We start from the raw sequence: 24,159 nt of genomic DNA, 5'->3' as shown, positions 1-24,159 counted from the left end.
TTATATATTTGCACCGTTATTTTTAATTATTCCAAATAAACAATCATGAAGTATATTTTGCTCCCAACAGTAAGCCTATTATTCAGCTTGTCTTCTTTCGCACAAGAATCAGCTTCTGCAACTGACGACAAAAATTTTGATGCCGAAATTTCATCAGAATTTGATACAATCAAAAACAAAAAAGGTGGTGTGCTAAGAGAAGTTATTATTACCGCCAATAAAGAGAAAAAACCTGTGTCGGCACTGCGATCTGGTTTAAAACCAATGGATACACCACAAAGCGTTCAAGTTATTGGTGCTGAAATAATAACACAACAACAAGCCATTCGTTTAAGTGAAGTCATCAAAAACATCAATGGTGTGTATGTAGGTTCGGCTAGAGGTGGCGCGCAAGAATCATTTTTTTCGAGAGGATATGACATGTCTGCTAATAATATGTTTAAAAATGGTTTCCGTTTTAATAGCGGATCTATTCCTGAAGTTTCGTCCTTAGAAAAAGTTGAAGTCCTAAAAGGAAGTGCTGCTTTGCTTTACGGAAATGTGGCGCCAGGGGGAATTTTAAACATGGTTACTAAAACTCCGTCTTTCAAGAAAGGAGGCGAAATTTCAATGCAAATGGGCAGTTATTCTTTTTATAAACCATCCATTGATGTATATGGCCCAATGAATGACATTATTGCCTACCGCTTTACTGGTTCTTATGAAAACTCTGCAAGTTTTAGAGATAATGTAACCAAAGAGCGCTATTACATTAATCCTTCTTTTTTGTTTAAAGTAAGTGATAAAACTGAAATAACTTTACAAGGAGATTATTTAAAAGACTATTGGACTCCTGATTTTGGAACGGGAATCATCGGAAAAAAAATATTAGACCTTCCTAGAAACCTTTATTTAGGCGCAACTTGGTCTAATGGCGAAACCAATCAAGCTACTGTTTCTGGTTTGGTTACACATAATTTTAATAAAGATTGGAAGTTAAACTTTAATACTTCTTTTCAAAACTACAAAAGAACTTCTAAAGGTACCGAACGAGTGCAACCAACTGCAAATGGTGATTGGAAAAGACCTCTGGGACAAAATAAAAACTTAGAACAAATTATAGGCGAACAATTGAGCGTGCAAGGAAATTTTAAAACAGGACAAATCAAACATCAATTATTTACAGGTGTAGATATGGAAAATTCCTTTTTACAAGCATATACATTTGTGTTTACACCTAATACGTACGGTAGTGGTAACCTATATGATTTTGAAAATTTTAATCAAGGTGGAGCAATCCCAAATGGAACAAATACCCGAATTGTAAAAACAAATACGAACCGTTTTGGCATCTATGCGCAAGATTTAATTTCACTTACTGAAAAATTCAAAGTTCTAGCAGGAATTCGTTGGTCTTGGCAAGAGGCACAAGTAGAAACCACAGACTTGGTTAAAAAAATAATTACTGAAGACAAAAAACGAAAAGACCTAGCCTTCACTCCAAAACTTGGGTTGGTTTATCAACCTACAAAGGATTTGTCTGTATTTGCCAGTTACGCAAACTCTTTTACTCCAAATACGGGAACAACAGTAGACTTAAAAGCAATTGAACCTTCCATAATTGACCAATATGAAGTTGGTGTGAAGAAAGATTTTTGGAGGGGAGCATTAAGCACAAATGTTACTGTGTACCAAATTACAAATAGTAATTTAGCACAAACTGCTGAATTTAAAGCGGATGGTTCTTCTAATACAGATAGTTCAATAAAAGTGTTAAGTGGAGAAACCAATAGTAAAGGAATAGAACTTGATATTGTTGCAAAACCAATTGAGGGATTAAACATTATCGCTGGATACAGTTACAATGATATGCGTTTTACCAAAACTTCTGGTTTAAAAGGGAGCTTTATTGAAGGAGATCGATTAGCTAGAACTCCAGCAAATACAGCAAATTTAAGCTTTTTCTATACGTTACAATCTGGTGCACTTAAAGGAGTTTCGCTAGGAGCTTTAGGAAATTATATCGGGAAAAGAGTTGGTGGTTGGAACAATCAAGTAGATGCTTCCTTGCCTAATGGTATATTTGACAGAGAAATTCCTTTAGAAGGCTATACCACAATAGACATATCCGTTGGTTATGAATGGAAAAAAATATCGATCTTGTGCAAGCTTTCTAATGTTACAAATGAGTTGAACTACACTGTACACGAAAACTATAGCGTAAACCCAATTGCACCTAGACAAGTACTAACCAGTTTACGATATAAATTTTAATTAAACCTTTTACCAAACAAATAGTCTGACTCCTAATTCATTTTATAAATTTTTAAACCATGAAAAAAATTAAAGCAAGAAACTTACACCGTGATTTAGGATATTTTTACATCGGACTCATTGTATCGTTTGCATTCTCTGGACTATTAATGAATCACAGAGATATGTGGCATCCTGAAAAATACACCACCGAAACAAAAGCGATTGAAGTAAAATTGCCTGAAGAAAGTAAAATTGATGAAAAATTTGCCGAATATTTAGGGAAAAAATTGGGGATCGATGATAAAATGAGGCGTCACAATATTAAAAAAGAAGTATTTAAAATTTCCTTTGAAAACCACGATGTCGAAATTGATATGAAAACAGGAAAAGGAGAAATTGTATCATTTGTAAAAACGCCAATCATCAGTCAAGCGATGAAATTACACAAAAACACTTCGAATTTCTGGATTTACTATTCTGACATTTTTGCAATAAGTTTAATCGTTATTGCTTTGACTGGAACTTTGATGATCAAAGCTGGAAAATTCAGTTGGAAGAATAGAGGTTGGAAACTGGCAGTTGCTGGAGTTCTATTTCCATTATTGTTCTTATTTTTATTTTAAAATACAAATAATAAAAGCTTCGTTTCAAAATAAATTACCCCCAAAAAATAAACATTCTTTGGGGGCATTATGTATAAAAAACAATCTATTTATTTGAATTATAAGGGAATCGCAATGATTCTTAACAAATTTGAATACCGCTTTCTTCCAGTAGTTCAAAAAGAGCATTGCTATGATTGGGTTCATATTTCTCGATTCCACTTTGATACCATTCCTCAATCATCGCTACTTGATGTGCTGTATATCCTTCATCATCAATAGGTAATCCAAGTAGACCTGCAATAAGAAAATCCTCTAAAATCATATCTGTAACGATTCGCTGCGGGATTCCATTACAAATTAAGCCATTCATTCGTTCATATTCTGAACGCCCAGCATTAAACCCAATTATAAATGCATCGTTTTTCATTGCACTATTAAATTGTAAATATGGATTTAAACCAATAGAATAGCCTTCAAAATAATGTTGTCTATAAGCTGGACTAAATGCTTTTTTCATCTTGTATTATTTGTGGTATTGGGAAATTATATCGTAAAAATATTGACAATATTTCAGGAAGCAATTTAAAATCGTTTAAAGGACAAAATACTCTTTAAAACACAGAGCTTTTGACGTTGGTCGATAAAAGACTTTCAAACTAAACCACTAAGGATTGGAAGTACCTGAATTTAATTCAAGGAATGAAGGTATTCAAAGCTGAGTTGTAATACTAATAAAATCAGACCCTGTTTAAACTGATTTAAACAGATTTAATCGTTTCAATCTCTGTTTAAAATTTTAATTATAACTTAAAATGTGATTCATTTAAAAAAAAATCCCATTCGCAACGGTTGCAAATGAGATTTTAAATAAAATATTAATTTTGTTATTATTTTAGTCCAGCCAAACTGTTTTCGATAGTTTCAATTTTTGCTAAAGCATCCGCTTCTTTTTGTCTTTCGTTTGCTAACACTTTCTCTGGTGCGCCAGCAACAAATTTCTCATTGGATAGTTTGTTTTGAACCGATTTCAAGAAACCTTGCGTATACACCAACTCTGCGGTTAGTTTTGCAATTTCCTCTTCAACGTTTATGTTTCCTGTTATCGGGATAAAATATTCATTCGATTTTACACGGAAAGATAATGCACCGTCAACTTTATCAGATACATATTCTAATGAAGTGATATTCCCTAATTTAGTTACAACCGAATCAAAATAAGTAGACGCTTTATCATTATTAACAATTTTCAACGCTATCACATCCTTGAACGGAATATTTTTGTCTTTTCGAATCGTTCTAATTCCGGAAATTACTTCAATAGTATTTTCAAAATCAGCAATTAAACTGGCATTAAAAGGTTTCATTTCTGGCCAAGTCGAAACAATCAATGCTTCTGCTGTAGTTCTTTTTGCAAGAATTTGCCAAATTTCCTCGGTCAAAAACGGCATAAAAGGATGCAATAATTTTATGTTGTTTTCGAGCATTTCAATGGCTTTCGCCAAAGTTTCGCTGTCTATTGGCTGTTGGTACGCCGGTTTGATCATTTCTAAGAACCAAGAACAAAAATCGTCCCAAACTAATTTATAAATTGCCATTAACGCATCTGAAATTCTATACTTTTCAAAGTTATCTTCAATTTCAAGAAGTGTTTGTTGCAATTTAGCCTCATACCATTCAATGGCAACTTTAGACGATTCTGGCTGAGGGATAGCATCAGATACTTCCCAGCCTTTGATTAGTTTAAACGCATTCCAAATTTTATTGGTAAATGCTTTTCCCTGGTTACATAATTCTTCATCAAACATGATATCGTTTCCTGCAGAAGCACTCAAAAGCAAGCCTACACGAACACCATCGGCACCAAATTTCTCAATCAAGTCTAAAGGATCAGGCGAATTTCCTAATGATTTAGACATTTTGCGTCTTTGTTTGTCCCGAACTAAACCAGTTAAATATACATTTGTGAATGGCTTTTTATCTGTGTATTCATAACCTGCAATAATCATTCTAGCCACCCAGAAAAATAAAATATCTGGACCCGTAACCAAATCGTTGGTTGGGTAATAGTATTTAAAATCGTCACTTTCTGGGTCCATAATTCCACCAAAAACGGACATTGGCCACAACCAAGAAGAAAACCAAGTATCTAAAGCATCTACATCTTGCTTTAAATCTTTTGTTTCAAGTTTAAGGTTTAAAGTTTTCTCTCTCGCTAACTTTAAAGCATCTTCAATAGTTTCAGCAACCACAAAATCTTCTTTTCCGTCACCATAGAAATAGGCCGGAATTTGTTGTCCCCACCACAACTGACGGGAGATATTCCAATCACGAATGTTGTTTAGCCAATGTGCATAGGTATTATTAAATCGTGCTGGATGTAATTTGATATCGCCATCTACCAAAACCGATTGAATGGCAGGTTTTACCAAATCTTCCATCTTCAAGAACCACTGATCAGACAAACGAGGTTCGATAACGGCCTTCGTTCTTTCTGAGGTTCCTACTTTATTTAAGTGTATTTCTGTTTTTGCCAAAGCACCAATTGTTTCTAATTCTTTGGCAATTGCTTCACGAACCACAAAACGATCTTGACCTTGATAGTGTAATCCAAAACTATTTAAAGTTGCATCTTCGTTAAAAATATCAATTATTTCAAGATGATGCTTTTCTCCCAATATTTTGTCATTCATATCGTGTGCCGGAGTTACTTTTAAACAACCAGTACCAAATTCTATATCTACATATACATCTTCAATAATTGGAATAACTCTTCCACAAATAGGAACAATCGCCTTTTTACCTTTTAAATGAGTAAAACGCTCGTCATTAGGATTAATACAAATCGCAGTATCTCCAAAAATAGTTTCCGGACGCGTTGTTGCAATAGTAAGAAAATCTTCACTTCCTACGATTATATATTTCAGAAAATACAGTTTTCCTTGTTGTTCTTCATAAATTACTTCTTCATCAGACAAAGTAGTTTTTGCCTCGGGATCCCAGTTTACCATTCGGTATCCTCTGTAAATCAAACCTTTATTATATAGATCGACAAAAGAACGAATTACAGATGCCGACATGTCAGGATCCATTGTAAATTTAGTTCGTTCCCAGTCACATGAAGCACCTAGTTTTTTTAGCTGATCTAGAATTACACCACCGTACTTATCTGTCCATTCCCAGGCATGAGATAAAAATTCTTCGCGTGTTAAATCATTTTTATTGATTCCTTCAGCTTTTAATTTAGCAACTACCTTCGCTTCAGTGGCTATAGAAGCATGATCAGTGCCAGGAACCCAACACGCATTAAAACCTTTAAGTCGGGCTCTTCGAATTAATACATCTTGAATCGTATTGTTTAACATGTGTCCCATGTGCAAAACCCCAGTAACATTAGGAGGAGGAATAACAATAGTGTAGGGTGTTCTATGGTCGGGCTCAGAGTGAAAATAATTATTCTTCATCCAGTAGTCATACCACTTATTTTCAATGGTTTTAGCGTCAAATTGTGCGGGAATAGTCATAAAAGCAACAGTTAAAACCAAAATTAAACTTTGGTCTGATATTTGTAATTCAAGTTGAGAACAAAAGTAAATAATAAAGTACACTATAAAAAGCGAAAAAATTATTTGTACGTAAATTAAAAGGATGTAAATTTACTTAATGAATTTAAATATTTAGGAAATGAAAAAAACAATAGCTTTAGTCGCATTCGCATTAATCAGTACTATTGGTTTTGCGCAAAATGGTCCAAAAATTGAATTTGAAGCCAAAGACAACACAATCGATTATGGAAAAATTAACAAAAATGGGAACGGCTCTCGTGATTTTATCTTCACAAATACCGGTAATGCACCATTGATAATAACTAATGTGCTTTCTACTTGTGGCTGCACAGTTCCTACCAAACCGGATGAACCAATTCTACCCGGAAAAAAAGGCAAAATAACGGTAAAATATAATATGGCACTTGGACCAATCAGAAAAACCCTAACAGTAGAGTCAAATGCAGTAAATTATGAAGACGGCAGAGTTGCTCTTAAAATAAAGGGTGAAGTTATCTCGGATTAAATTAATTTTTAAATATGAATAAAAAATGCTTTTGGACAATTTTACCAAAAGCATTTTTTTTATAAAATATTGTACAACTGAAAATTAAATTTCAAAATTTTACTTTTACGTACAACTTCTAAAGTGATACTTTTTTCCTCTTCGGTTTTAAAAAGAGTGTTGATTTCTTGCAAAGTCCGCTTGTAAGTTGGATTATTGTTAATCGTTATGATTCCATCTCCTTTTTGTAATCCTGCAATTGCCGCTGGAGAATTTGGGCGAACGTAAGCAATTTCATAAATAGGCTTTAATAGGAACTTATATTTAAAATCATTGGTACTAACTTTAACACCTCCCGCGTCATTATAACTAGAAGATAGTGTCACGGTTTCCATACGTAATGTTTCCTGTATCCATTGCAATCCGCTTTGCTGGATCTCAACCCCACTTTTATTGTAACTAAAAGGCGCACTATAATTCCCGTTCTTTTTTAAATACATTTGATTGTTTTTATAATCAAAAACCACAGTAAATCGCTTCATAACTTCTCCTCCCACAGAGCCTTTGCGATCTTCAACCATATTTACATTTTTTATAGAAACTGAATCCGGAAAAGCTACTACAGGATTATTAAATTTAAAATCTGTGATTTTAAATTTATTTATCAAGGCTCTTTTCCCTTTCACATCACCGCTAAATCCCCTTCCCAGAAAATCTTCAAAATTCTTAGTAGGTACTTTAATCAATTCGGATCGATTTTGAAATAGCCATAAAGCATCACTATTTCCTATGTCTATCAATAATTTTACTGGTATTTCCTTATTGTCTTGAACGATGGTACTTTGTATATATGGTTTCGACTTTTCAATAGAAATAGGTATTTTTTTATAGCTTTTTTCAATTTTTACTCGATTTTTTTCAGTTTCTCTGTACACTACAACTTTCTTTTTGCTATAATTGACTTCGACTAAATAATTTCGGAAAAACTGATAGCCAATAATACCGTTAACTGGAATTCCTACATGAGATGATAAATTAAATTCGGGATCTAAAATAATATAAAGCATATGATTCCGAAATTTCATGGCATCAAATTCTAGAATGTTATTGGTAGATTTTAAACCCTCGACGGCTTCTTGACTACCCAATCCTTTCAATAAAATTCTTTCTGTATTAAAAAAACGAACTTCTTTTTTGTCTTCCAAACTAAATAATATGGTTTCGTCAACACCTGTATCCAAAAGAAAATTAAGCTCAACTCCATTTACTTTAATAGGTAAAAAAACTAAATTATTGATCAATTTAAATGGAATGCTGATTTTATTTACGCCATTTTCAAACTGAAATCCTTCTTGGGCAGAAACAGAGTAGAAAAGTAGGCAGATGAGAATTGTTACTAATGTTTTTTTCATTGTTAATCTTTGACATAAAAATACTAAAAAAAATTATATCAAAACTGCAGTTTTAACAATATATACTCGTTTTGATTGTAATACATTCGGAAAAAAAATCGCAAATTTGCAATTCAATAATTATAGTACTATGCCAAAAATATCTATCAAAGGCAAACAAATGCCAGAATCACCAATCCGCAAATTGGTTCCTTACTCAGAAATCGCAAAGAAAAAAGGAAATAAAGTATATCATTTGAACATTGGCCAACCGGACATCAAAACACCCGAGGTTGCAATGAAAGCTGTTAAAAATATTGATTTAACTATTTTAGAATACAGCCACTCAGCTGGAAACGAAAGCTATAGAACAAAATTATCGGCTTCCTACATTAAGCAAGGTGTTTCGGTAAACAAGGAAGATATAATCATCACTACAGGTGGATCTGAAGCGTTAATGTTTGCGATGGGAAGCACTATGGATCAAGGCGATGAAATCATCATACCGGAACCTTTTTATGCAAATTACAATGGATTTTCAACTGCCTCAGGAGTTATTGTAGTTCCTGTAATCTCAACGATTGAAACTGGATTTGCTTTGCCAGCAGTAGCTGATTTTGAAAAACTAATTACTCCAAAAACAAAGGCAATCTTGATTTGTAATCCAGGAAATCCAACTGGGTATTTATATTCAAAAGAGGAAATTATGCAATTGGCCGCTTTAGTTAAAAAACATGATTTGTTCTTAATTTCTGATGAAGTATATCGTGAATTCACCTATGATGGCGACATTCATTATTCAGTTATGAATGTTCCTGGACTGGAAGAGCACGCTATTATGATTGATTCGGTTTCAAAAAGATACAGCATGTGCGGTGCAAGAATTGGATGTATTGTCTCCAAAAATAAAGCAGTAATGGGAGCAGCAATGAAATTTGCGCAAGCAAGACTTAGCCCACCCACCATTGAACAAATTGCAAGTGAAGCGGCATTAGACACTCCGCAGAGTTATTTTGACGAAGTGATTTCAGAATATAGAGAACGAAGAGATACTTTAGTAACTGAGTTGAATAAAATTGAAGGTGTTGTAGTATCCAAACCTAAAGGTGCATTTTATTGTATTGCACAACTTCCAATTGAAAATGCTGATGATTTTGCACAGTGGCTATTGGAAACCTATGATTTAAACGGAGAAACCGTAATGGTAGCTCCAGCAGCAGGCTTTTACTCTACTCCTGGAATGGGTTTGAATCAAGTTCGAATTGCTTACGTGCTAAAGAAAGAAGATTTAATTCGTGCTGTACAAATTATAAAAACTGCGATACCAATCTACAACGCAAGATAACCTTGTTAGTAAAAGGGCTAAAGATTAGTTTCAAAACTTAGCATCTTGAATTTTAAAAGAAAGGCAATAGCGAATACGTTGTTGCCTTTCTTTTATTTTAAAAAAAAATAGAATAACAACCTTAAACAATAAAGTACTCTTAAATACTTAGGCTATAGAAATACTTTACTTTTTATTATTTATCTTTACCGTTCAAATAAATATACCCACTATAATAGTTGCTTTTAATGATAAAAAACGAAGAATTTCAAGACGAAATAGGAGATAATCATGTTAGTTTGTCCGCAAAAAATCCGGTAAGAGATGATGCATTTGACCTTTCTGATGATGAAAAAATTGAAAAAATAAAAATAGACGTTGAGAGTATTTTAAGTACCCTTGGAATGGACTTGACAGATGATAGTTTAAAAGGTACGCCCAATCGTGTAGCAAAAATGTTTGTAAAAGAAATTTTTGGAGGTTTAAATCCTTCAAAAAAACCAAAAGCATCTACTTTTGATAATAATTACAAATACGGCGAAATGTTAGTAGAAAAAAACATAATTGTTTATTCTACTTGCGAGCATCATTTATTACCTATTATTGGAAGAGCGCATGTTGCTTATATTTCAAATGGTAGGGTAATAGGTCTATCTAAAATGAACCGTATCGTTGAATATTACGCTAAAAGACCTCAGGTACAAGAGCGATTGACAATGCAAATTGTCCAGGAATTACAGCAAGCACTAGGAACTGAGGATGTAGCTTGCGTTATTGACGCCAAACACTTATGTGTAAATTCGAGAGGAATTAGCGATATTGAAAGTAGTACGGTGACATCCGAATTTGGTGGAAAATTTAAAGATAATGTTACTCGCAGAGAATTTTTGGATTACATCAAATTAGAAACAAAATTCTAAATTTGGTAAATCGTTAATTTGTTGATTTGGTTAATCGTTTATTCGATAAATATTTGATTCGTAAGTATGTAAACCATTCAAACAACAATAAATTATTAAATAAACTTATTTACTATGTATATTTTTTCATTTGAGAAACTGGAAGTTTGGCAAAATTCGAGGCTTTTCATTTTGGATATTTATAAATTAACAAATAAATATCCTACGAACGAAATATACGGAATAACATCTCAATTAAAGAGAAGTGCTTCCTCTATAGCGACCAACATCGCTGAAGGAACTTCCAGAAACACCAATAAAGACAAAGCTCATTTTTTAACAATCTCTTATTCATCTGCAATGGAAACATTGAGTCATTTAATGATATCTTATGATTTGAATTTCATTTCAAATGAAGAATATTTATTGACCAGGGAAAAGTTAGAAAAAATTTGCAATCAAATTAATAGCTTAAAAAAATATTATTTATCTAATGATTGAATCGGATAACTGTTCAACCAATAAACAGTTCGCCAAAAAAACAAATAACCGATTAAACGATTAACCTCTTATGCCATTATATAGTAGCCAAACTCTAAAAATATACAATTCTCTTTCGGGAGAAAAAGAAACATTTGTACCCATTCACGAAGGAAATGTAGGAATGTACGTTTGTGGGCCTACGGTTTATAGTAATGTGCATCTTGGGAATGTGCGAACATTCATGTCATTTGACATAATTTTTAGGTATTTTTTGCATTTGGATTACAAAGTTCGTTATGTTCGAAACATTACTGATGTTGGCCATATAGTAGATGATGTTGATGAAGGCGAAGATAAAATTGCAAAAAAAGCACGTTTAGAGCAGCTGGAACCTATGGAAGTTGTACAACGCTATACGGTAGATTTTCATGATATCTTGAACGAGTTTAATTTTTTACCACCAAGCATTGAACCAACAGCTACGGGTCATATTATCGAACAAATTGAAATTATTAAAACTATAATCGATAAAGGAATTGGGTATGAAGCCAATGGATCTGTTTATTTTGATGTAGTAAAGTTCAATGAAACTAATCATTACGGAAGATTAAGCGGTCGGAATATTGAAGACATGCTGGCTAACACTCGTGATCTAGACGGACAAAGTGATAAGAGAAATTCACAAGATTTTGCACTTTGGAAAAAAGCTGAACCGCAACATATTATGCGTTGGCCTTCACCATGGAGCGATGGATTTCCTGGTTGGCATCTGGAGTGTACTGCTATGAGTACAAAATATTTAGGCAATCATTTTGATATTCACGGAGGTGGAATGGATTTAAAATTCCCACATCATGAATGTGAAATTGCTCAAAATGAAGCCTGTACCGGTCAGACTCCTGTTAATTACTGGATGCATGCCAATATGCTGACTTTGAACGGAAAAAAGATGGCTAAATCTACCGGTAATAATATTTTGCCAAGAGAAATATTAACTGGTGAAAATACTGTCTTAAGTAAAGCTTTCTCTGCATCGGTAGCTCGATTCTTTATGCTACAAGCACACTACAGAAGTATTCTTGATTTTTCTGATGATGCTATTGTTGCTGCAGAAAAAGGATATAAAAGATTAATGGAAGCAATGGATTCAATCAAGGATATCGTTGCAGACGCAAAAAGCACTATTGATATTCCTGCATGGAAACAACAGTGTTATGATGCAATGAATGACGATTTTAATACTCCGATTTTAATTGCGCAGTTATTTGAAGGCGTTCGTTTTATAAATGTATTGAAAGATGGCAAAGAAATAATAAACAACGAGGACTTGCGATCTTTTGAAAAAGGAATGAACGATTTTGTTTATGATGTTTTGGGATTACAAGAAGAAAAAACCAATGGTAATACAGATAAGTTAGAAGGTGTAGTTAATATGCTCATAGATATGCGTAAACAAGCTCGAGACGATAAGAATTTCGCATTATCAGATCAAATTCGTGATCAACTAATAGCATTAGGAATTCAGCTCAAAGACGGTAAAGAAGGAACTACTTTTAGTATTTAAGTTCCAATTGCTAAACGAACCAATTGTGAAAAATAAAAGTGACGTTTTACATAACAATTCAAAATATGTTATCAAAAATAATTGTTTACCCATTTTTGCTATTGGTTCGGTTTTATCAAGTTGCTATTTCCCCTTTTACTCCATCAGCCTGTAGATTTCAACCAACTTGCTCTTCTTATATGATCGAAGCGTTACAAATTCATGGTCTATTTTATGGAGGTTTTCTTGGAATAAAGCGCATCTTGAGTTGTCATCCTTGGGGAAAAACAGGCTACGATCCCGTTCCTAAAAAAGGTTACAATCACAAACATTAACTTTTTATAATTTAGAAATTGAACTTTAAATCTCTATTTTTACGATCAATAAACAAATTTAACACTAAATGACACACGCTTTAAACATTGTTTGGAATCCATCAGAAGGAATCGATTTAGGCTTTTTTATTATTCGATATTATAGCTTAATGTTTGTAATTGCTTTTGGATTAGGCTGGTACATCATGAAACACATTTTTGAACGTGAAGGAGAATCTTTAGAAAAACTTGATTCTTTGTTTATTTGGACTGTTCTTGCCACTTTAATTGGAGCACGATTAGGTCACGTTTTCTTTTATGATTGGGAATATTATCGCAATCATTTATCTGAAATAATTTTACCGTTTCGTTTCTCACCCAGTTTTGAATTCACTGGCTATCAAGGATTGGCAAGCCATGGTGCTGCTATTTCTATTATTGTTGCCATGTATTTTTACAGCAAAAACGTTATTAGACGACCTCAGTTATGGATTTTAGATCGAGTAGTAATTCCGGTAGCCAGTGGAGCCATTTTTGTACGATTGGGAAATTTTTTCAATTCAGAAATTATTGGATATGAAACACAATCTACTTTTGGAATAAAATTCATCAAAGATTACTTTAGTGCAAAGGATGCAGTTAATGCCACACAAATAGCGAATCCGAAAGACGCATACACTGCAATAGCGACTGATCCAAAATTTGCATCATTATTGGAGCAAGTTCCAGCTAAACATCCCACCCAGTTATATGAAGCGTTTTGCTACATTTTTGTTTTTGCCATCTTATTTTTCTTGTATTGGAAAACTGAAAAAAGAAACTATACTGGCTATATTTTTGGTATGTTTCTGGTACTATTATTCTCTGTACGTATTGTAGTAGAATCTGTTAAGGAAAGTCAAGGAGGATTCGAAAGTGCCTTAGGATTACTTTCTACAGGTCAGTGGTTGAGTATTCCTTTTATACTCATTGGACTTTATTTTGTATTTACTGCAAAAAAAGAACTGAGTAGTCTATAAAAACTATATTATTATAAAATAACAAAGCGTTATCTGCAACTGAGTAGATAACGCTTTTATTTTGATACTACTTTTTGCAGTAACACAGAGAAGTCAAATGAAATAATATATTTAGTACTGTTTATATGCTAAAAGCGAGTCAAAATGCTACAGCAACTTAGCAATTAAACTTGATATGTAACAATTTTAATGTACGAGAAAACCGTACATATTTTAGGATCGTATTGCTAAAGTTTCAAAAGAATCAAAGTGCATTGCACATTAATTCTAAAATCATCTAATTGGACATTAATAACAATATTATTCGCTTGCTAATTACATTATAAAAACCACAATATTGTAGACTGGTGAACACAATTTAAAGGCTTTCGTTAAGTAGTAGCACCACAAAAACCACTAATCTATAGGCTACTCTTAATCAAAAAAAAGAGATTCAACTTTCGTTGAATCTCTTTTTTTAACCTTGTATAAAAACTATGTTAAACTTCTTGATGTGCTTTTTCAACTTTATTTTTATCTTCTTTAGAGATGGTATCAACCAAAACTGGCGTAGCAATAAACAATGAAGAGTATGTTCCTACAATGATACCTACTAACATCGCGAAGATAAATCCTCTAATAGATTCTCCACCAAAAATAAACATGATTAATAAAACCACAATCATCGTTAAGGACGTATTAATAGTTCTTGACATAGTTGTATTGATAGACTGATTTACAATATCAGAGAAAGTACCTTTAGTCTTTCCAGCTAAAAATTCACGAACTCTATCAAATACGATTACAGTATCATTCATTGAATATCCAATTACAGTAAGAATCGCAGCAATAAAGTGCTGATCAATCTCCATTCCGAAAGGCATAAATTTGTAACATAAAGAATAAATACCTAATACAAAAATAACATCGTGCGCTACAGCAGCAATTGCACCTAAACTATATTGCCATTTTCTATAACTAATCATTAAGTATAAAAACACAATTGCCATTGCTCCTAGAACTGCCCAGTAAGCGTTTGTCTTAATGTCCTCAGCAACTGTTGGTCCTACTTTTGATGCTTGTACAATACCTAATGTTTTACCTTCGTAAGCATTTACAAATTTTTCATAAGTCATATCTGCTGAATAATGCTTTTTTAAAGTCCCAAACAACAATTTGTTCACTTCTTCATCAGCTTTAATTCCTGGCTCTTCAACTTTATACTTCGTTGTTATTTTTAATTGGTTGCTATTACCAAAAATTTTAACTTCAGCACTACCATCTAAAACTTTAGCTAATTCAACTTTTACTGTTTCAGTTTCAATTGGTTTTTCAAAACGCACTTGAAACGTTCTTCCTCCCACAAAATCAACTCCTTCATCTAAACCATTCGTTGCTAACGAGATTACACTGATTACAACTACAATACTTGAAAACAAATACGTCCATTTTTTAACTCCTAAGAAATCAAAATGAAAGTTGTTGAACATGTTCTTAGAGAAATTAGTAACAAAAGTCAAGTTGTTCTTTTTGCTTATATTCCAATCAATAAAAATTCTTGCAATAAAAATAGAAGTAAATAATGAAGTAATAATACCTATTAATAATGTAGTTGCAAAACCCTTAATTGGTCCTGAACCAAAAATAAATAATACTGCACCTGTTAAAATGTGCGTAACATTCGCATCTGTAATTGATGACATTGCACCTCTCCAGCTATACGAAGTTTTAACTGCTTCCTCCAGAGTTTTACCCGCTCTTAATTCTTCTTTTGCTCTTTCATATATAATGATATTCGCATCAACAGCTGTTCCCATTGTTAAAACGATACCGGCAATACCAGGCAAAGTAAGTACCGCACCTAAACTAGCTAAAATTCCGAACAAGAAAAGTAAGTTAATCGCCAATGCAATATTAGCATACCAACCTGCTTTACCATAATAAATCATCATCCACAACGATACTAATAGTAAACCTATAATTGCTGAATTTGTTCCATTATCAATAGCTTCTTGCCCTAAGGATGGCCCAACAACTTCTGACTGCACAATATCAGCAGTAGCCGGTAATTTACCTGCCCTTAAAACATTTGCTAAATCTTTAGTTTGAGTTACATCAAAAGCACCAGAAATCTCGGATCTACCACCTGAAATAGGACCTGTAGAAACACCAGGAGCAGAATAAACCACATCATCCAGAACGATCGCAATATTACTTTTTTGAGTATATGCTCTACCAGTTAATTCTTCCCAAGCTTTTGCGCCTTGACCATTCATTTGCATAGAAACTGCTGGTTTACCCAATTGATCAAAAGTATCTTTTGCATCAGTAATAACACCACCAGCCATAGCAGGAACATTATCTCTGTTTCCTTTTAAAGCATATAATTCTAAAACTTCAATATCTTTTGCCTTAGCATCTTTTATTGTTGTTGGAATACCCCAAACAAATTTAGCGTAACGCTGATCACCTGCTAATAAAATTCTGATATCTGCTCTTTTCAAATATCCGTTAATTGTTGCCGTATCTTTTGGAGAGAAAAGTCCCAAAACTGGACCTCCACCTTGACCAACAATTTTATCAAATATAGGATTTTGACCTTTTTTTGCTACCGTAGAATCTTTAGTATCTGCAAGCAAAGCACTTAATGAATCTTTTACTACCGGTTTAACTTCAGTAGTTATTACTTCTGTTTTTTTCAATGACTCATTAGCAGCCATTAAGAAATTACCAATTTCCTCAATTTTATACGTTTCCCAAAATTGTAATTGAGCCGTACTTGATAATAATTTTTTTGCACGATCTACATCTTTAGCACCCGGAAGTTCTACAAGAATCTGACCTGAGTTACCTAATTTTTGAATATTAGGTTGTGTTACACCAAATTGATCGATACGTTTTCTTAATACACCAAAAGCACTCTCAACAGATTCTTCAACTTTTCTTTTGATTACTTTTTGAACTTCAGAATCTGTCATTTGAAAATCAACACCACCTTCACCTTGCAAACTTCTATTTGCAAAAATATCTGGAGAAGCTAATTTTACCGTTCCTTTTGAATTTGCTTCAAAAGCATCAAAAAACTTATCCAGGTATGATTTATTACCTTGCATGTCCGCAGTTGCGTCAGCCAAAGATTTATTGAAAATTGGATTTTTAGAATTATTGGATAATCCTTTTAAAATATCTTTAACTGATATTTGAAGTATCACATTAATACCTCCTTCTAAGTCAAGACCTTTATTGATTTGTTTGTCACTTACCTCATTAAAAGTAAAATCAGTAAAACCAATATTGAATACTTTTTCCTTACCAATAGAATCTAAATATTTTACTTCTTTGTCAGCATTTCCATTTGCAAAAGATTTTGCATCGCTTTTTACTTTACTGGCTACAAAAGTGAACGAAAGTTGGTAAATACTTACCAATGCAAATAGAATTGCGAAAAATTTAATAAGTCCTTTATTCTGCATTATTACTAAAAATTAATTATTTTTATTTATTTATTTTTGCTTTAAACCTTATAAAATGTGACTTGGCATCCATTTTTTTACCAAAATAAAGATAAATCCAGTTCTACATTATTTTTTTAAACCGAGCAAATATATAATTAACGTTAAGATTAACCAATTTATTTATTAATTAATCTCAAGAAAAAGACTGCATAGTAGCAGTCTTCCTCGTTATATGTATATTTTTTTACGCTAAAATCGATTTTAAGGCATCATTCATTTGCCTAACCGCGTCTGCACTTTTTGCAAACAAGGCTTTTTCTTCATCATTAAGGGCTATATCAAGAATTTCTTCGATACCATTTTTACCGATAATACAAGGAACACCGATACAAATATCATTTTGACCGTATTCTCCTTCAACAAAAACAGAACAAGCGATCATTTTCTTTTGGTCATTCAAAATGCTGTCTACCAAGAAAGCCACTGAAGCTCCAGGAGCATACCAAGCTGATGTCCCAAGAAGACCTGTAAGTGTTGCTCCACCAACCATAGTATCTGCAGCTACTTTTTTCAATTCTTCTTCAGATAGAAATTGTGAAACTGGAATTCCATTATAAGACGCCAATCTTGTCAAGGGAATCATAGTAGTATCACCATGCCCGCCGATAACCATCGCTGAAATATCATTAGCCGGTTTGTCTAAAGCTAAAGATAAATACGTTCTAAAACGTGAACTATCTAGTGCTCCTCCCATACCAATAATTCTATTTTTTGGCAATCCAGTAGCTTTCAATGCTAAATAAGTCATGGTATCCATAGGATTAGAAACCACAACTATTATTGTATCCGGAGAAAACTTCAGTACGTTTTCAACAACTGTTTTCACAATTCCTGCATTGATTCCTATCAATTCTTCACGAGTCATTCCTGGTTTTCTTGGAATTCCTGATGTAATCACTACCACATCACTTCCTGCTGTTTTAGAATAGTCATTAGTAACGCCTGATACTTTGGTATTAAAACCCGTATTGGTAGCACATTGCATAATATCTAGCGCTTTACCCTCAGCAAAACCTTCTTTGATATCAAGCAACACTACCTCGCTAGCAATTCCTCTATAAGAAATCACGTCTGCACAGGTTGCACCTACATTCCCTGCTCCTACAATGGTAACTTTCATATTTTAAAGTTTATTCGGTTATTAGTTAATTTCTGTGGTTAATAGTTTATTTATTACGCATCAATATTTGCATAGACTGCATTTTTCTCAATAAACTCTCTTCTTGGTGGTACTTCGTCTCCCATTAACATAGAGAAAACTCTATCGGCTTCCGCCAAACTGTCAATTGTTACCTGACGCAAGGTTCTGAAACTTGGATCCATTGTAGTTTCCCATAATTGCTCCGCGTTCATCTCTCCAAGACCTTTATACCGTTGAATTCCTGCGCTTCCGCCCATTCGTTCATTCGCCTGATCGCGTTGTACGTCATTCCAAGCGTATTCTTTCTTGTTTCCTTTTTTGACTAAATATAAAGGTGGTGCGGCAATATATACGTGACCTTCTTCTATTAATTCTTTCATAAAACGGAAGAAGAACGTTAAGATTAAAGTAGAAATGTGACTACCATCGACATCGGCATCACACATAATAATTACTTTATGATAGCGTAATTTTTCAATATTTAAGGCTTTACTATCTTCGGCAGTTCCTATTGTAACTCCAAGAGCAGTAAATATATTTCGAATCTCTTCGTTTTCAAAAACCTTGTGGTGCATCGCTTTTTCTACGTTCAAAATCTTACCACGTAATGGCAAAATAGCTTGAAACGCACGATCACGACCTTGTTTTGCAGTTCCTCCTGCCGAATCTCCCTCGACAAGATATACTTCGCATTTTGCAGGATCTTGCTCTGAACAATCTGATAATTTCCCTGGCAATCCACCGCCACCCATTACGGTTTTGCGTTGTACCATTTCACGTGCCTTTTTAGCTGCGTGACGCGCTTGTGCTGCAAGAATTACTTTTTGAACAATGATACGTGCATCATTTGGATTTTCTTCCAAATAATTTTCAATCATTTCACTCACCGCTTGAGAAACCGGAGAAACAACTTCTCTGTTTCCTAATTTCGTTTTGGTTTGTCCTTCAAATTGTGGTTCAGCAACTTTTACAGAAATAATAGCTGTTAAACCTTCACGGAAGTCATCACCAGAAATATCAAATTTCAGTTTATCTAACATTCCAGATGCATCTGCATATTTCTTTAACGATCTCGTAAGACCGGTCCTGAAACCTTGCAAGTGCGTTCCTCCTTCGTGTGTGTTGATATTATTTACGTAAGAGAAAATATTCTCTGTATAACTTGTATTGTAAATTAATGCAACCTCAACCGGAATTTCACCTTTTTCATGGTCCATAGAAATCACGTGCGCAATAATTGGCTCACGGTTCCCGTCTAAATAACGGATGTATTCTTTTAGACCTTCATCAGAATGAAAAATTTCAGAAACAAAATTCCCATCTTTATCTAATTCTCTTTTATCAGTAAAAGTAATTGTGATTCCTTTATTCAAATAAGATAATTCACGCATACGAGCGGATAAAGTATCATAAGAATACTCTATTGTTTGCGTAAAAATACTTGGATCCGGATAAAAAGTAACGATTGTTCCTCTTTTGGTTGTTTCTCCAATTTGTTTAACAGGATACAACGCTTTTCCTTTTTCATATTCTTGCTCGTATACTTTTCCATCACTACTGTGAACGGTAGCTCTCAAATGATTGGACAAAGCATTCACTACAGAAACTCCAACACCGTGAAGTCCTCCAGAAACCTTATAGGAATCTTTATCAAACTTACCTCCAGCACCAATTTTAGTCATTACGACTTCCAATGCTGAGACACCTTCTTTTTTATGAATACCAACCGGAATACCACGTCCATTATCTTCAACAGAAATAGATCCATCTTCATTAATATCGACTCTGATGGTATCACAATGGCCACCCATTGCCTCATCAATAGAGTTATCTACAACCTCATAAACTAAATGGTGTAGTCCTCGAACACCTACATCTCCAATATACATCGATGGTCGCATTCTTACATGCTCCATTCCTTCTAACGCCTGAATACTATCCGCTGAATAATTGTCCTTCTTGATTTCTTCGCTCATATATTTTATTCTAAAAACGTAATTTTTGTCTAACAGGCAAATATATAAAATCACAAATTATATAACCGTTAAAATACCTTTTTAAGTACTTAAGTTATTAACATTTGTTCATATAAGACGAAAAAAATGCGCTTCAACTAGAGCGCATTTTTATATCTAAAGCAAAACAAAAATAATGGGTTAAAAAGTACCTCTTGTTTTTGCAATTTCAGTATCTGCTTGCATGTGTGCCGAATTTGCTCTTCCACTTGGATCCAAATTTTCTTGCCATTTTGGAATCCATTTCCTAACAGTCTGTGCAGCAATTATCTGTGGATAGTACTTATTAAAAATAGACCTGTAAAAATAGGCTTCTTTAGTTGTAGGAGAATTATACGGAAACTCTATTGCAGCTCCAGCTAATTGCTCATCTGTAACTTGTGTTGCACAATAATCAATCAATTCATCAATCCAATTATACCCAACACCATCCGAAAATTGTTCTTTTTGCCTCCATAAAACTTCGTCTGGAAGATAGGAATCGTCCTGAAAATCAAAAGCTTTTCGCAAAATGTATTTTTCTTTACCATGATACGTCTTAGGCATTTTTTCTTCTGCTTTAATTCGTATGGCAATATCTAAAAATTCTTTATCTAAAAACGGAACTCTAGTCTCTACACCATGAGCCATCATTGCTTTATCTGCTCGTAATAAATCAGCTGTGAATAATTTTTGGACTCTTTCGATGGTTTCCTTCTGAAAATCTTCAACCGAAGGGGCATTTGCAAAATACAAATATCCTCCAAAAATTTCATCCGCACCTTCACCAGACAAAACCACTTTAATCCCTGATTTTTTTATAGCTTTTGCAACAAAATACATAGGAACACTTGCTCGTAAGGTAATGACGTCATAGGTTTCTATTTGCCGTATCACTTCCTGAATAATTTCAATTCCGTCTTGGACAGTAAAGTAAATTTCGTTGTGCTCTGTTTTCAAAAAAGCCGCTACTTTACGAGCTGCTACAACGTCAGGCGCATTAGCATCTAAACCAATTGCGAAAGACTGTAATTTTTTTCCGCTTTCTGCTTGTAATCTCGCTGCTATAGCCGTTATCAAAGAAGAGTCTAAACCTCCTGACAGTAAGACACCAATAGGAACATCTGCTATTAGTCTTTTTTGGGTAGCTTTTATCAGTGTATTTCTAATTAGTGCAAAATCTGTTTCTTGATTTGCTTTCTCAAAATTTTCAAATTCAGGTCTAAAATATTTTACAAAACCCGTATTGGCCGTGTAATAATGCCCGGGAGGAAACGTAGAACACGTTTTACATTGATCAACAATAGCTTTCATTTCGGAGGCAAAATAAATTCTTCCTCGTTCGTCTAAACCATAATATAAGGGTTTCACGCCTAATGGATCGCGAGCGGCCATATAATTATCTCCATCAACTATGACAAAAGCAAAATCGCCGTCCAGTTTATCACAAAAATCAAAGCCAAATTCTTCGTACAAATGCACGATTACTTCTGAGTCTGATTGCGTTCTAAAAGTATGTCCTTTCAAAATACTAGAACGAAGTTCTTTGTGGTTGTAAATTTCTCCATTATGAACCATATAAGCAGTGGTAGTCCCTTGAATGGGTTGCTTTCCAGTACTTAAATCTACAATAGAAAGCCGTTCATGACTTAAAAAATATCCTTTTTCAGTAATAAACAAACCGTTTTCATCTGGACCTCTATGAGCCAATCTTTTAGAGAGATCCCTTACTAGCTGCTCCTCTTTTCCTTTACCAATGATCGCTAATATTCCGCACATAGTTCCCTATTTTAATTCTTTTAATTGCAAGTTGACAAATATGCGCCAACTACTACCGATACGAAATATGATTTCAACTATTAATTACTATTTGTTACTAAAACTTAACTTTTAGATTTAAAATGTAACTCAAAATCTATCTTTGATCATGAATAAGAAGATAAAATCTTTCTTACCACCTTATTTCACTTTCTGACCTTTTAAATAGGTTGCTGTAGGTTTCATTTTTACTAATTTATTCTCTTCTACTTTCATCAAATCTTGGTCATACATCACAAAATCAGCCCATTTACCTACTTCCAGACTTCCTTTTTCTTTTTCTTCAAAATTAGAATACGCCGCCCACAGTGTCATTCCTCTCAAAGTCTCTGCTCTTGAAAGCGCATTTTCCATTTGAAAACCACCTTTTGGATATTCTTTTGTATCTTTTCTAGCTACTGCTGCATGAAAAGTAAGCATCGGGTTCACTTCCTCAACCGGGAAATCAGTTCCCAATGCAATAGTCCCCGCTTTTTGTAGCATTTTTTTATACGCATAGGCATTTTTTAACCTTTTTTTTCCCAATCTGTCTTCAGCCCAATACATATCTGATGTAGCATGAGTAGGCTGTACCGAGGGAATAATTCCGAATTTGAAATAATCAAAATCTACTTCTCGCAACACTTGGGCATGTTCAATTTTCCATCTTCGGTCTTTGGTTCCAGCCAAAGCTTTGCTGTAAATCTTCAAAATCACTGTGTTAGCTGAATCTCCAATAGCGTGCGTATTCAATTGAAATTTTGAAGCTGCAATTTGCATGGCAACATCTTTTAATCCTGAAATTGGCGCCAATAAAGCACCGTATTGATCTGGTTTATCCGAATATGGTTTGTGCATACAAGCGCCACGCGAACCCAGTGCACCGTCGCCGTACATCTTGAATGAACGCACATTCAAATTATCTGTTTTGTAAATTCCTTTTTTAAGGTACAAATCAATATTCTTTTGGTTGGCTGTGATCATAGCATATACGTTCAACTTCATTAATTTTGCTTTTTGCAAACTATCCATTAGGTTGATGATATCTGGATCTAAACCAGCATCGTTTACAGTAGTTAATCCATAATCGAACATTACTTTTTCAGCATCTAATAAAGCTGCTATTTGTATTTTTCGTGTTGGTTTTGGAATTATTTTAAAAACCAATTCCATCGGATTATCCACTAAAATTCCTGTTGGCTCTCCATTTGCAATTTCTATTTGACCACCATCAGCATTCGTGTTTTTTGTAATACCCGCCATCTGCAAGGCTTTACTGTTTACAATAATAGCGTGACCATCTACCCTATTTAAAACAACTGGAATATCAGGAAATGCCGCATCTAAATCGGCTTTTGTAGGATACTTTTTTACTTGCCAATCGTTTTGATCCCAGCCGTTACCCACAATAAAAGTTGGTTTTTTATCCTTTTGAAATGCTTGCAAACGGCTAACGATTTCAGCCATACTTTTAGTACCGCGCAAATCAGCTTCTTGCAAGCTTAATCCATAGCTGTAAAAATGGCAATGCGCATCAATTAATCCTGGATAAATAAACTTGCCATCCCCATCGATTGTATTTTTAGATTCGTATTGTTTTGATATGTCACTATTTGAACCAATAGCTACAATTTTTCCTTTATCAATAGCCATTGCAGAAAACTCCTGAAAAGAGTTGTTTACTGAGTAAATTGTTGCATCAGTAATTATAGTATCGACAGAAATTTTATTTTTTTGATCACAGGAGATCATCAAAATTAAAGCTAGGTAGAGTGAAATAGATTTCATAATAAAAAATTTAGTTAGGCTAATATAAAAAAACTGAACCGAATTATTTAAAACAAACGGAATTAAAAGAAATTTTTGAATTTGT

At 33.8% G+C, this 24,159-nt stretch carries 17 protein-coding genes; 9 read left to right on the top strand and 8 right to left on the bottom strand.

Annotated elements, in window-relative coordinates; all coding sequences use genetic code 11:
- Positions 1-45 precede the first annotated feature (45 nt).
- Positions 46-2,253, top strand: coding sequence for a TonB-dependent siderophore receptor (locus ACNQGO_RS08770; protein ID WP_417985025.1), 2,208 nt, complete (start codon positions 46-48; stop codon positions 2,251-2,253).
- A 59-nt stretch (positions 2,254-2,312) separates the two neighbouring features.
- Positions 2,313-2,858: a PepSY-associated TM helix domain-containing protein gene (locus ACNQGO_RS08765; protein WP_417947616.1), complete on the top strand. Its 546-nt coding sequence runs from the start codon at positions 2,313-2,315 to the stop codon at positions 2,856-2,858.
- 121 nt (positions 2,859-2,979) lie between these two features.
- On the opposite strand, the gene ACNQGO_RS08760 is transcribed toward ACNQGO_RS08765, so the two are convergent.
- A complete protein-coding gene (locus tag ACNQGO_RS08760; RefSeq protein WP_417947614.1) occupies positions 2,980-3,357 on the bottom strand; it encodes a hypothetical protein in 378 nt (125 codons plus the stop codon).
- A 370-nt stretch (positions 3,358-3,727) separates the two neighbouring features.
- Positions 3,728-6,361: a valine--tRNA ligase gene (locus ACNQGO_RS08755; RefSeq protein ID WP_417985024.1), complete on the bottom strand. Its 2,634-nt coding sequence runs from the start codon at positions 6,359-6,361 to the stop codon at positions 3,728-3,730.
- A gap of 160 nt (positions 6,362-6,521) precedes the next feature.
- On the opposite strand from ACNQGO_RS08755, the gene ACNQGO_RS08750 reads away from it, so the two are divergent.
- A complete protein-coding gene (locus ACNQGO_RS08750) occupies positions 6,522-6,908 on the top strand; it encodes a DUF1573 domain-containing protein (RefSeq protein WP_417947906.1) in 387 nt (128 codons plus the stop codon).
- A gap of 59 nt (positions 6,909-6,967) precedes the next feature.
- Here the strand turns inward: ACNQGO_RS08750 and ACNQGO_RS08745 are convergent, their stop codons facing one another.
- Positions 6,968-8,299 (bottom strand): PDZ domain-containing protein, encoded by a 1,332-nt coding sequence (locus ACNQGO_RS08745; protein WP_417985023.1) that lies wholly within the window; start codon positions 8,297-8,299, stop codon positions 6,968-6,970.
- A 130-nt stretch (positions 8,300-8,429) separates the two neighbouring features.
- Between ACNQGO_RS08745 and ACNQGO_RS08740 the strand changes: the two genes are divergently transcribed.
- From ACNQGO_RS08740 to lgt, 6 genes are all read left to right on the top strand, one after another.
- Positions 8,430-9,623, top strand: a complete 1,194-nt coding sequence (locus tag ACNQGO_RS08740; RefSeq protein WP_417985022.1) for a pyridoxal phosphate-dependent aminotransferase — start codon at positions 8,430-8,432, stop codon at positions 9,621-9,623.
- A gap of 227 nt (positions 9,624-9,850) precedes the next feature.
- Entirely contained in the window at positions 9,851-10,522 is a 672-nt protein-coding gene (gene folE, locus ACNQGO_RS08735; RefSeq protein WP_417985021.1) for a GTP cyclohydrolase I FolE, read from the top strand.
- Positions 10,523-10,636: 114 nt separating this feature from the next.
- Positions 10,637-11,002, top strand: a complete 366-nt coding sequence (locus ACNQGO_RS08730; RefSeq protein ID WP_417947992.1) for a four helix bundle protein — start codon at positions 10,637-10,639, stop codon at positions 11,000-11,002.
- Positions 11,003-11,072: 70 nt separating this feature from the next.
- Entirely contained in the window at positions 11,073-12,548 is a 1,476-nt protein-coding gene (cysS, locus tag ACNQGO_RS08725; RefSeq protein WP_417985020.1) for a cysteine--tRNA ligase, read from the top strand.
- A 65-nt stretch (positions 12,549-12,613) separates the two neighbouring features.
- Positions 12,614-12,862 carry a membrane protein insertion efficiency factor YidD gene (gene yidD / locus ACNQGO_RS08720; RefSeq protein WP_417948073.1) on the top strand — a complete coding sequence of 83 codons (249 nt, stop codon included), beginning with the start codon at positions 12,614-12,616 and terminating at the stop codon, positions 12,860-12,862.
- A gap of 68 nt (positions 12,863-12,930) precedes the next feature.
- A complete protein-coding gene (lgt, locus tag ACNQGO_RS08715; protein WP_417985019.1) occupies positions 12,931-13,860 on the top strand; it encodes a prolipoprotein diacylglyceryl transferase in 930 nt (309 codons plus the stop codon).
- Positions 13,861-14,339: 479 nt separating this feature from the next.
- Here lgt and secDF read toward each other — a convergent pair whose 3' ends face one another.
- The 5 genes from secDF to ACNQGO_RS08690 form a co-directional block, all read right to left on the bottom strand.
- Positions 14,340-17,312, bottom strand: coding sequence for a protein translocase subunit SecDF (gene secDF / locus ACNQGO_RS08710; RefSeq protein WP_417985018.1), 2,973 nt, complete (start codon positions 17,310-17,312; stop codon positions 14,340-14,342).
- A gap of 226 nt (positions 17,313-17,538) precedes the next feature.
- Positions 17,539-18,474, bottom strand: coding sequence for a malate dehydrogenase (gene mdh / locus ACNQGO_RS08705; protein ID WP_417969275.1), 936 nt, complete (start codon positions 18,472-18,474; stop codon positions 17,539-17,541).
- 53 nt (positions 18,475-18,527) lie between these two features.
- Positions 18,528-20,471 (bottom strand): DNA topoisomerase (ATP-hydrolyzing) subunit B, encoded by a 1,944-nt coding sequence (gyrB, locus tag ACNQGO_RS08700; protein ID WP_282743231.1) that lies wholly within the window; start codon positions 20,469-20,471, stop codon positions 18,528-18,530.
- A 180-nt stretch (positions 20,472-20,651) separates the two neighbouring features.
- The gene (gene asnB, locus ACNQGO_RS08695; RefSeq protein ID WP_417985017.1) at positions 20,652-22,268 is read right to left on the bottom strand and encodes an asparagine synthase B; all 1,617 of its coding nucleotides are present in this window, start codon (positions 22,266-22,268) and stop codon (positions 20,652-20,654) included.
- A 180-nt stretch (positions 22,269-22,448) separates the two neighbouring features.
- The gene (locus tag ACNQGO_RS08690) at positions 22,449-24,074 is read right to left on the bottom strand and encodes an amidohydrolase (protein ID WP_417985016.1); all 1,626 of its coding nucleotides are present in this window, start codon (positions 24,072-24,074) and stop codon (positions 22,449-22,451) included.
- Positions 24,075-24,159: the final 85 nt, after the last annotated feature.

The sequence above is a fragment of the Flavobacterium frigidum genome (assembly GCF_048286735.1).
Taxonomy (GTDB): Bacteria; Bacteroidota; Bacteroidia; order Flavobacteriales; family Flavobacteriaceae; genus Flavobacterium.
This window is presented reverse-complemented; position numbering and strand designations above follow the sequence as displayed.

Bases quoted from the DNA above. Each gene is read 5' to 3' on its own strand.
- ACNQGO_RS08690 (WP_417985016.1), bottom strand. From the start codon at position 24,074: ATGAAATCTATTTCACTCTACCTAGCTTTAATTTTGATGATCTCCTGT.
- cysS (WP_417985020.1), top strand. From the start codon at position 11,073: ATGCCATTATATAGTAGCCAAACTCTAAAAATATACAATTCTCTTTCG.
- secDF (WP_417985018.1), bottom strand. From the start codon at position 17,312: ATGCAGAATAAAGGACTTATTAAATTTTTCGCAATTCTATTTGCATTG.
- ACNQGO_RS08765 (WP_417947616.1), top strand. From the start codon at position 2,313: ATGAAAAAAATTAAAGCAAGAAACTTACACCGTGATTTAGGATATTTT.
- lgt (WP_417985019.1), top strand. From the start codon at position 12,931: ATGACACACGCTTTAAACATTGTTTGGAATCCATCAGAAGGAATCGAT.
- ACNQGO_RS08750 (WP_417947906.1), top strand. From the start codon at position 6,522: ATGAAAAAAACAATAGCTTTAGTCGCATTCGCATTAATCAGTACTATT.
- ACNQGO_RS08760 (WP_417947614.1), bottom strand. From the start codon at position 3,357: ATGAAAAAAGCATTTAGTCCAGCTTATAGACAACATTATTTTGAAGGC.
- asnB (WP_417985017.1), bottom strand. From the start codon at position 22,268: ATGTGCGGAATATTAGCGATCATTGGTAAAGGAAAAGAGGAGCAGCTA.
- mdh (WP_417969275.1), bottom strand. From the start codon at position 18,474: ATGAAAGTTACCATTGTAGGAGCAGGGAATGTAGGTGCAACCTGTGCA.
- yidD (WP_417948073.1), top strand. From the start codon at position 12,614: ATGTTATCAAAAATAATTGTTTACCCATTTTTGCTATTGGTTCGGTTT.
- ACNQGO_RS08740 (WP_417985022.1), top strand. From the start codon at position 8,430: ATGCCAAAAATATCTATCAAAGGCAAACAAATGCCAGAATCACCAATC.
- ACNQGO_RS08745 (WP_417985023.1), bottom strand. From the start codon at position 8,299: ATGAAAAAAACATTAGTAACAATTCTCATCTGCCTACTTTTCTACTCT.
- gyrB (WP_282743231.1), bottom strand. From the start codon at position 20,471: ATGAGCGAAGAAATCAAGAAGGACAATTATTCAGCGGATAGTATTCAG.
- ACNQGO_RS08730 (WP_417947992.1), top strand. From the start codon at position 10,637: ATGTATATTTTTTCATTTGAGAAACTGGAAGTTTGGCAAAATTCGAGG.
- folE (WP_417985021.1), top strand. From the start codon at position 9,851: ATGATAAAAAACGAAGAATTTCAAGACGAAATAGGAGATAATCATGTT.
- ACNQGO_RS08755 (WP_417985024.1), bottom strand. From the start codon at position 6,361: ATGACTATTCCCGCACAATTTGACGCTAAAACCATTGAAAATAAGTGG.
- ACNQGO_RS08770 (WP_417985025.1), top strand. From the start codon at position 46: ATGAAGTATATTTTGCTCCCAACAGTAAGCCTATTATTCAGCTTGTCT.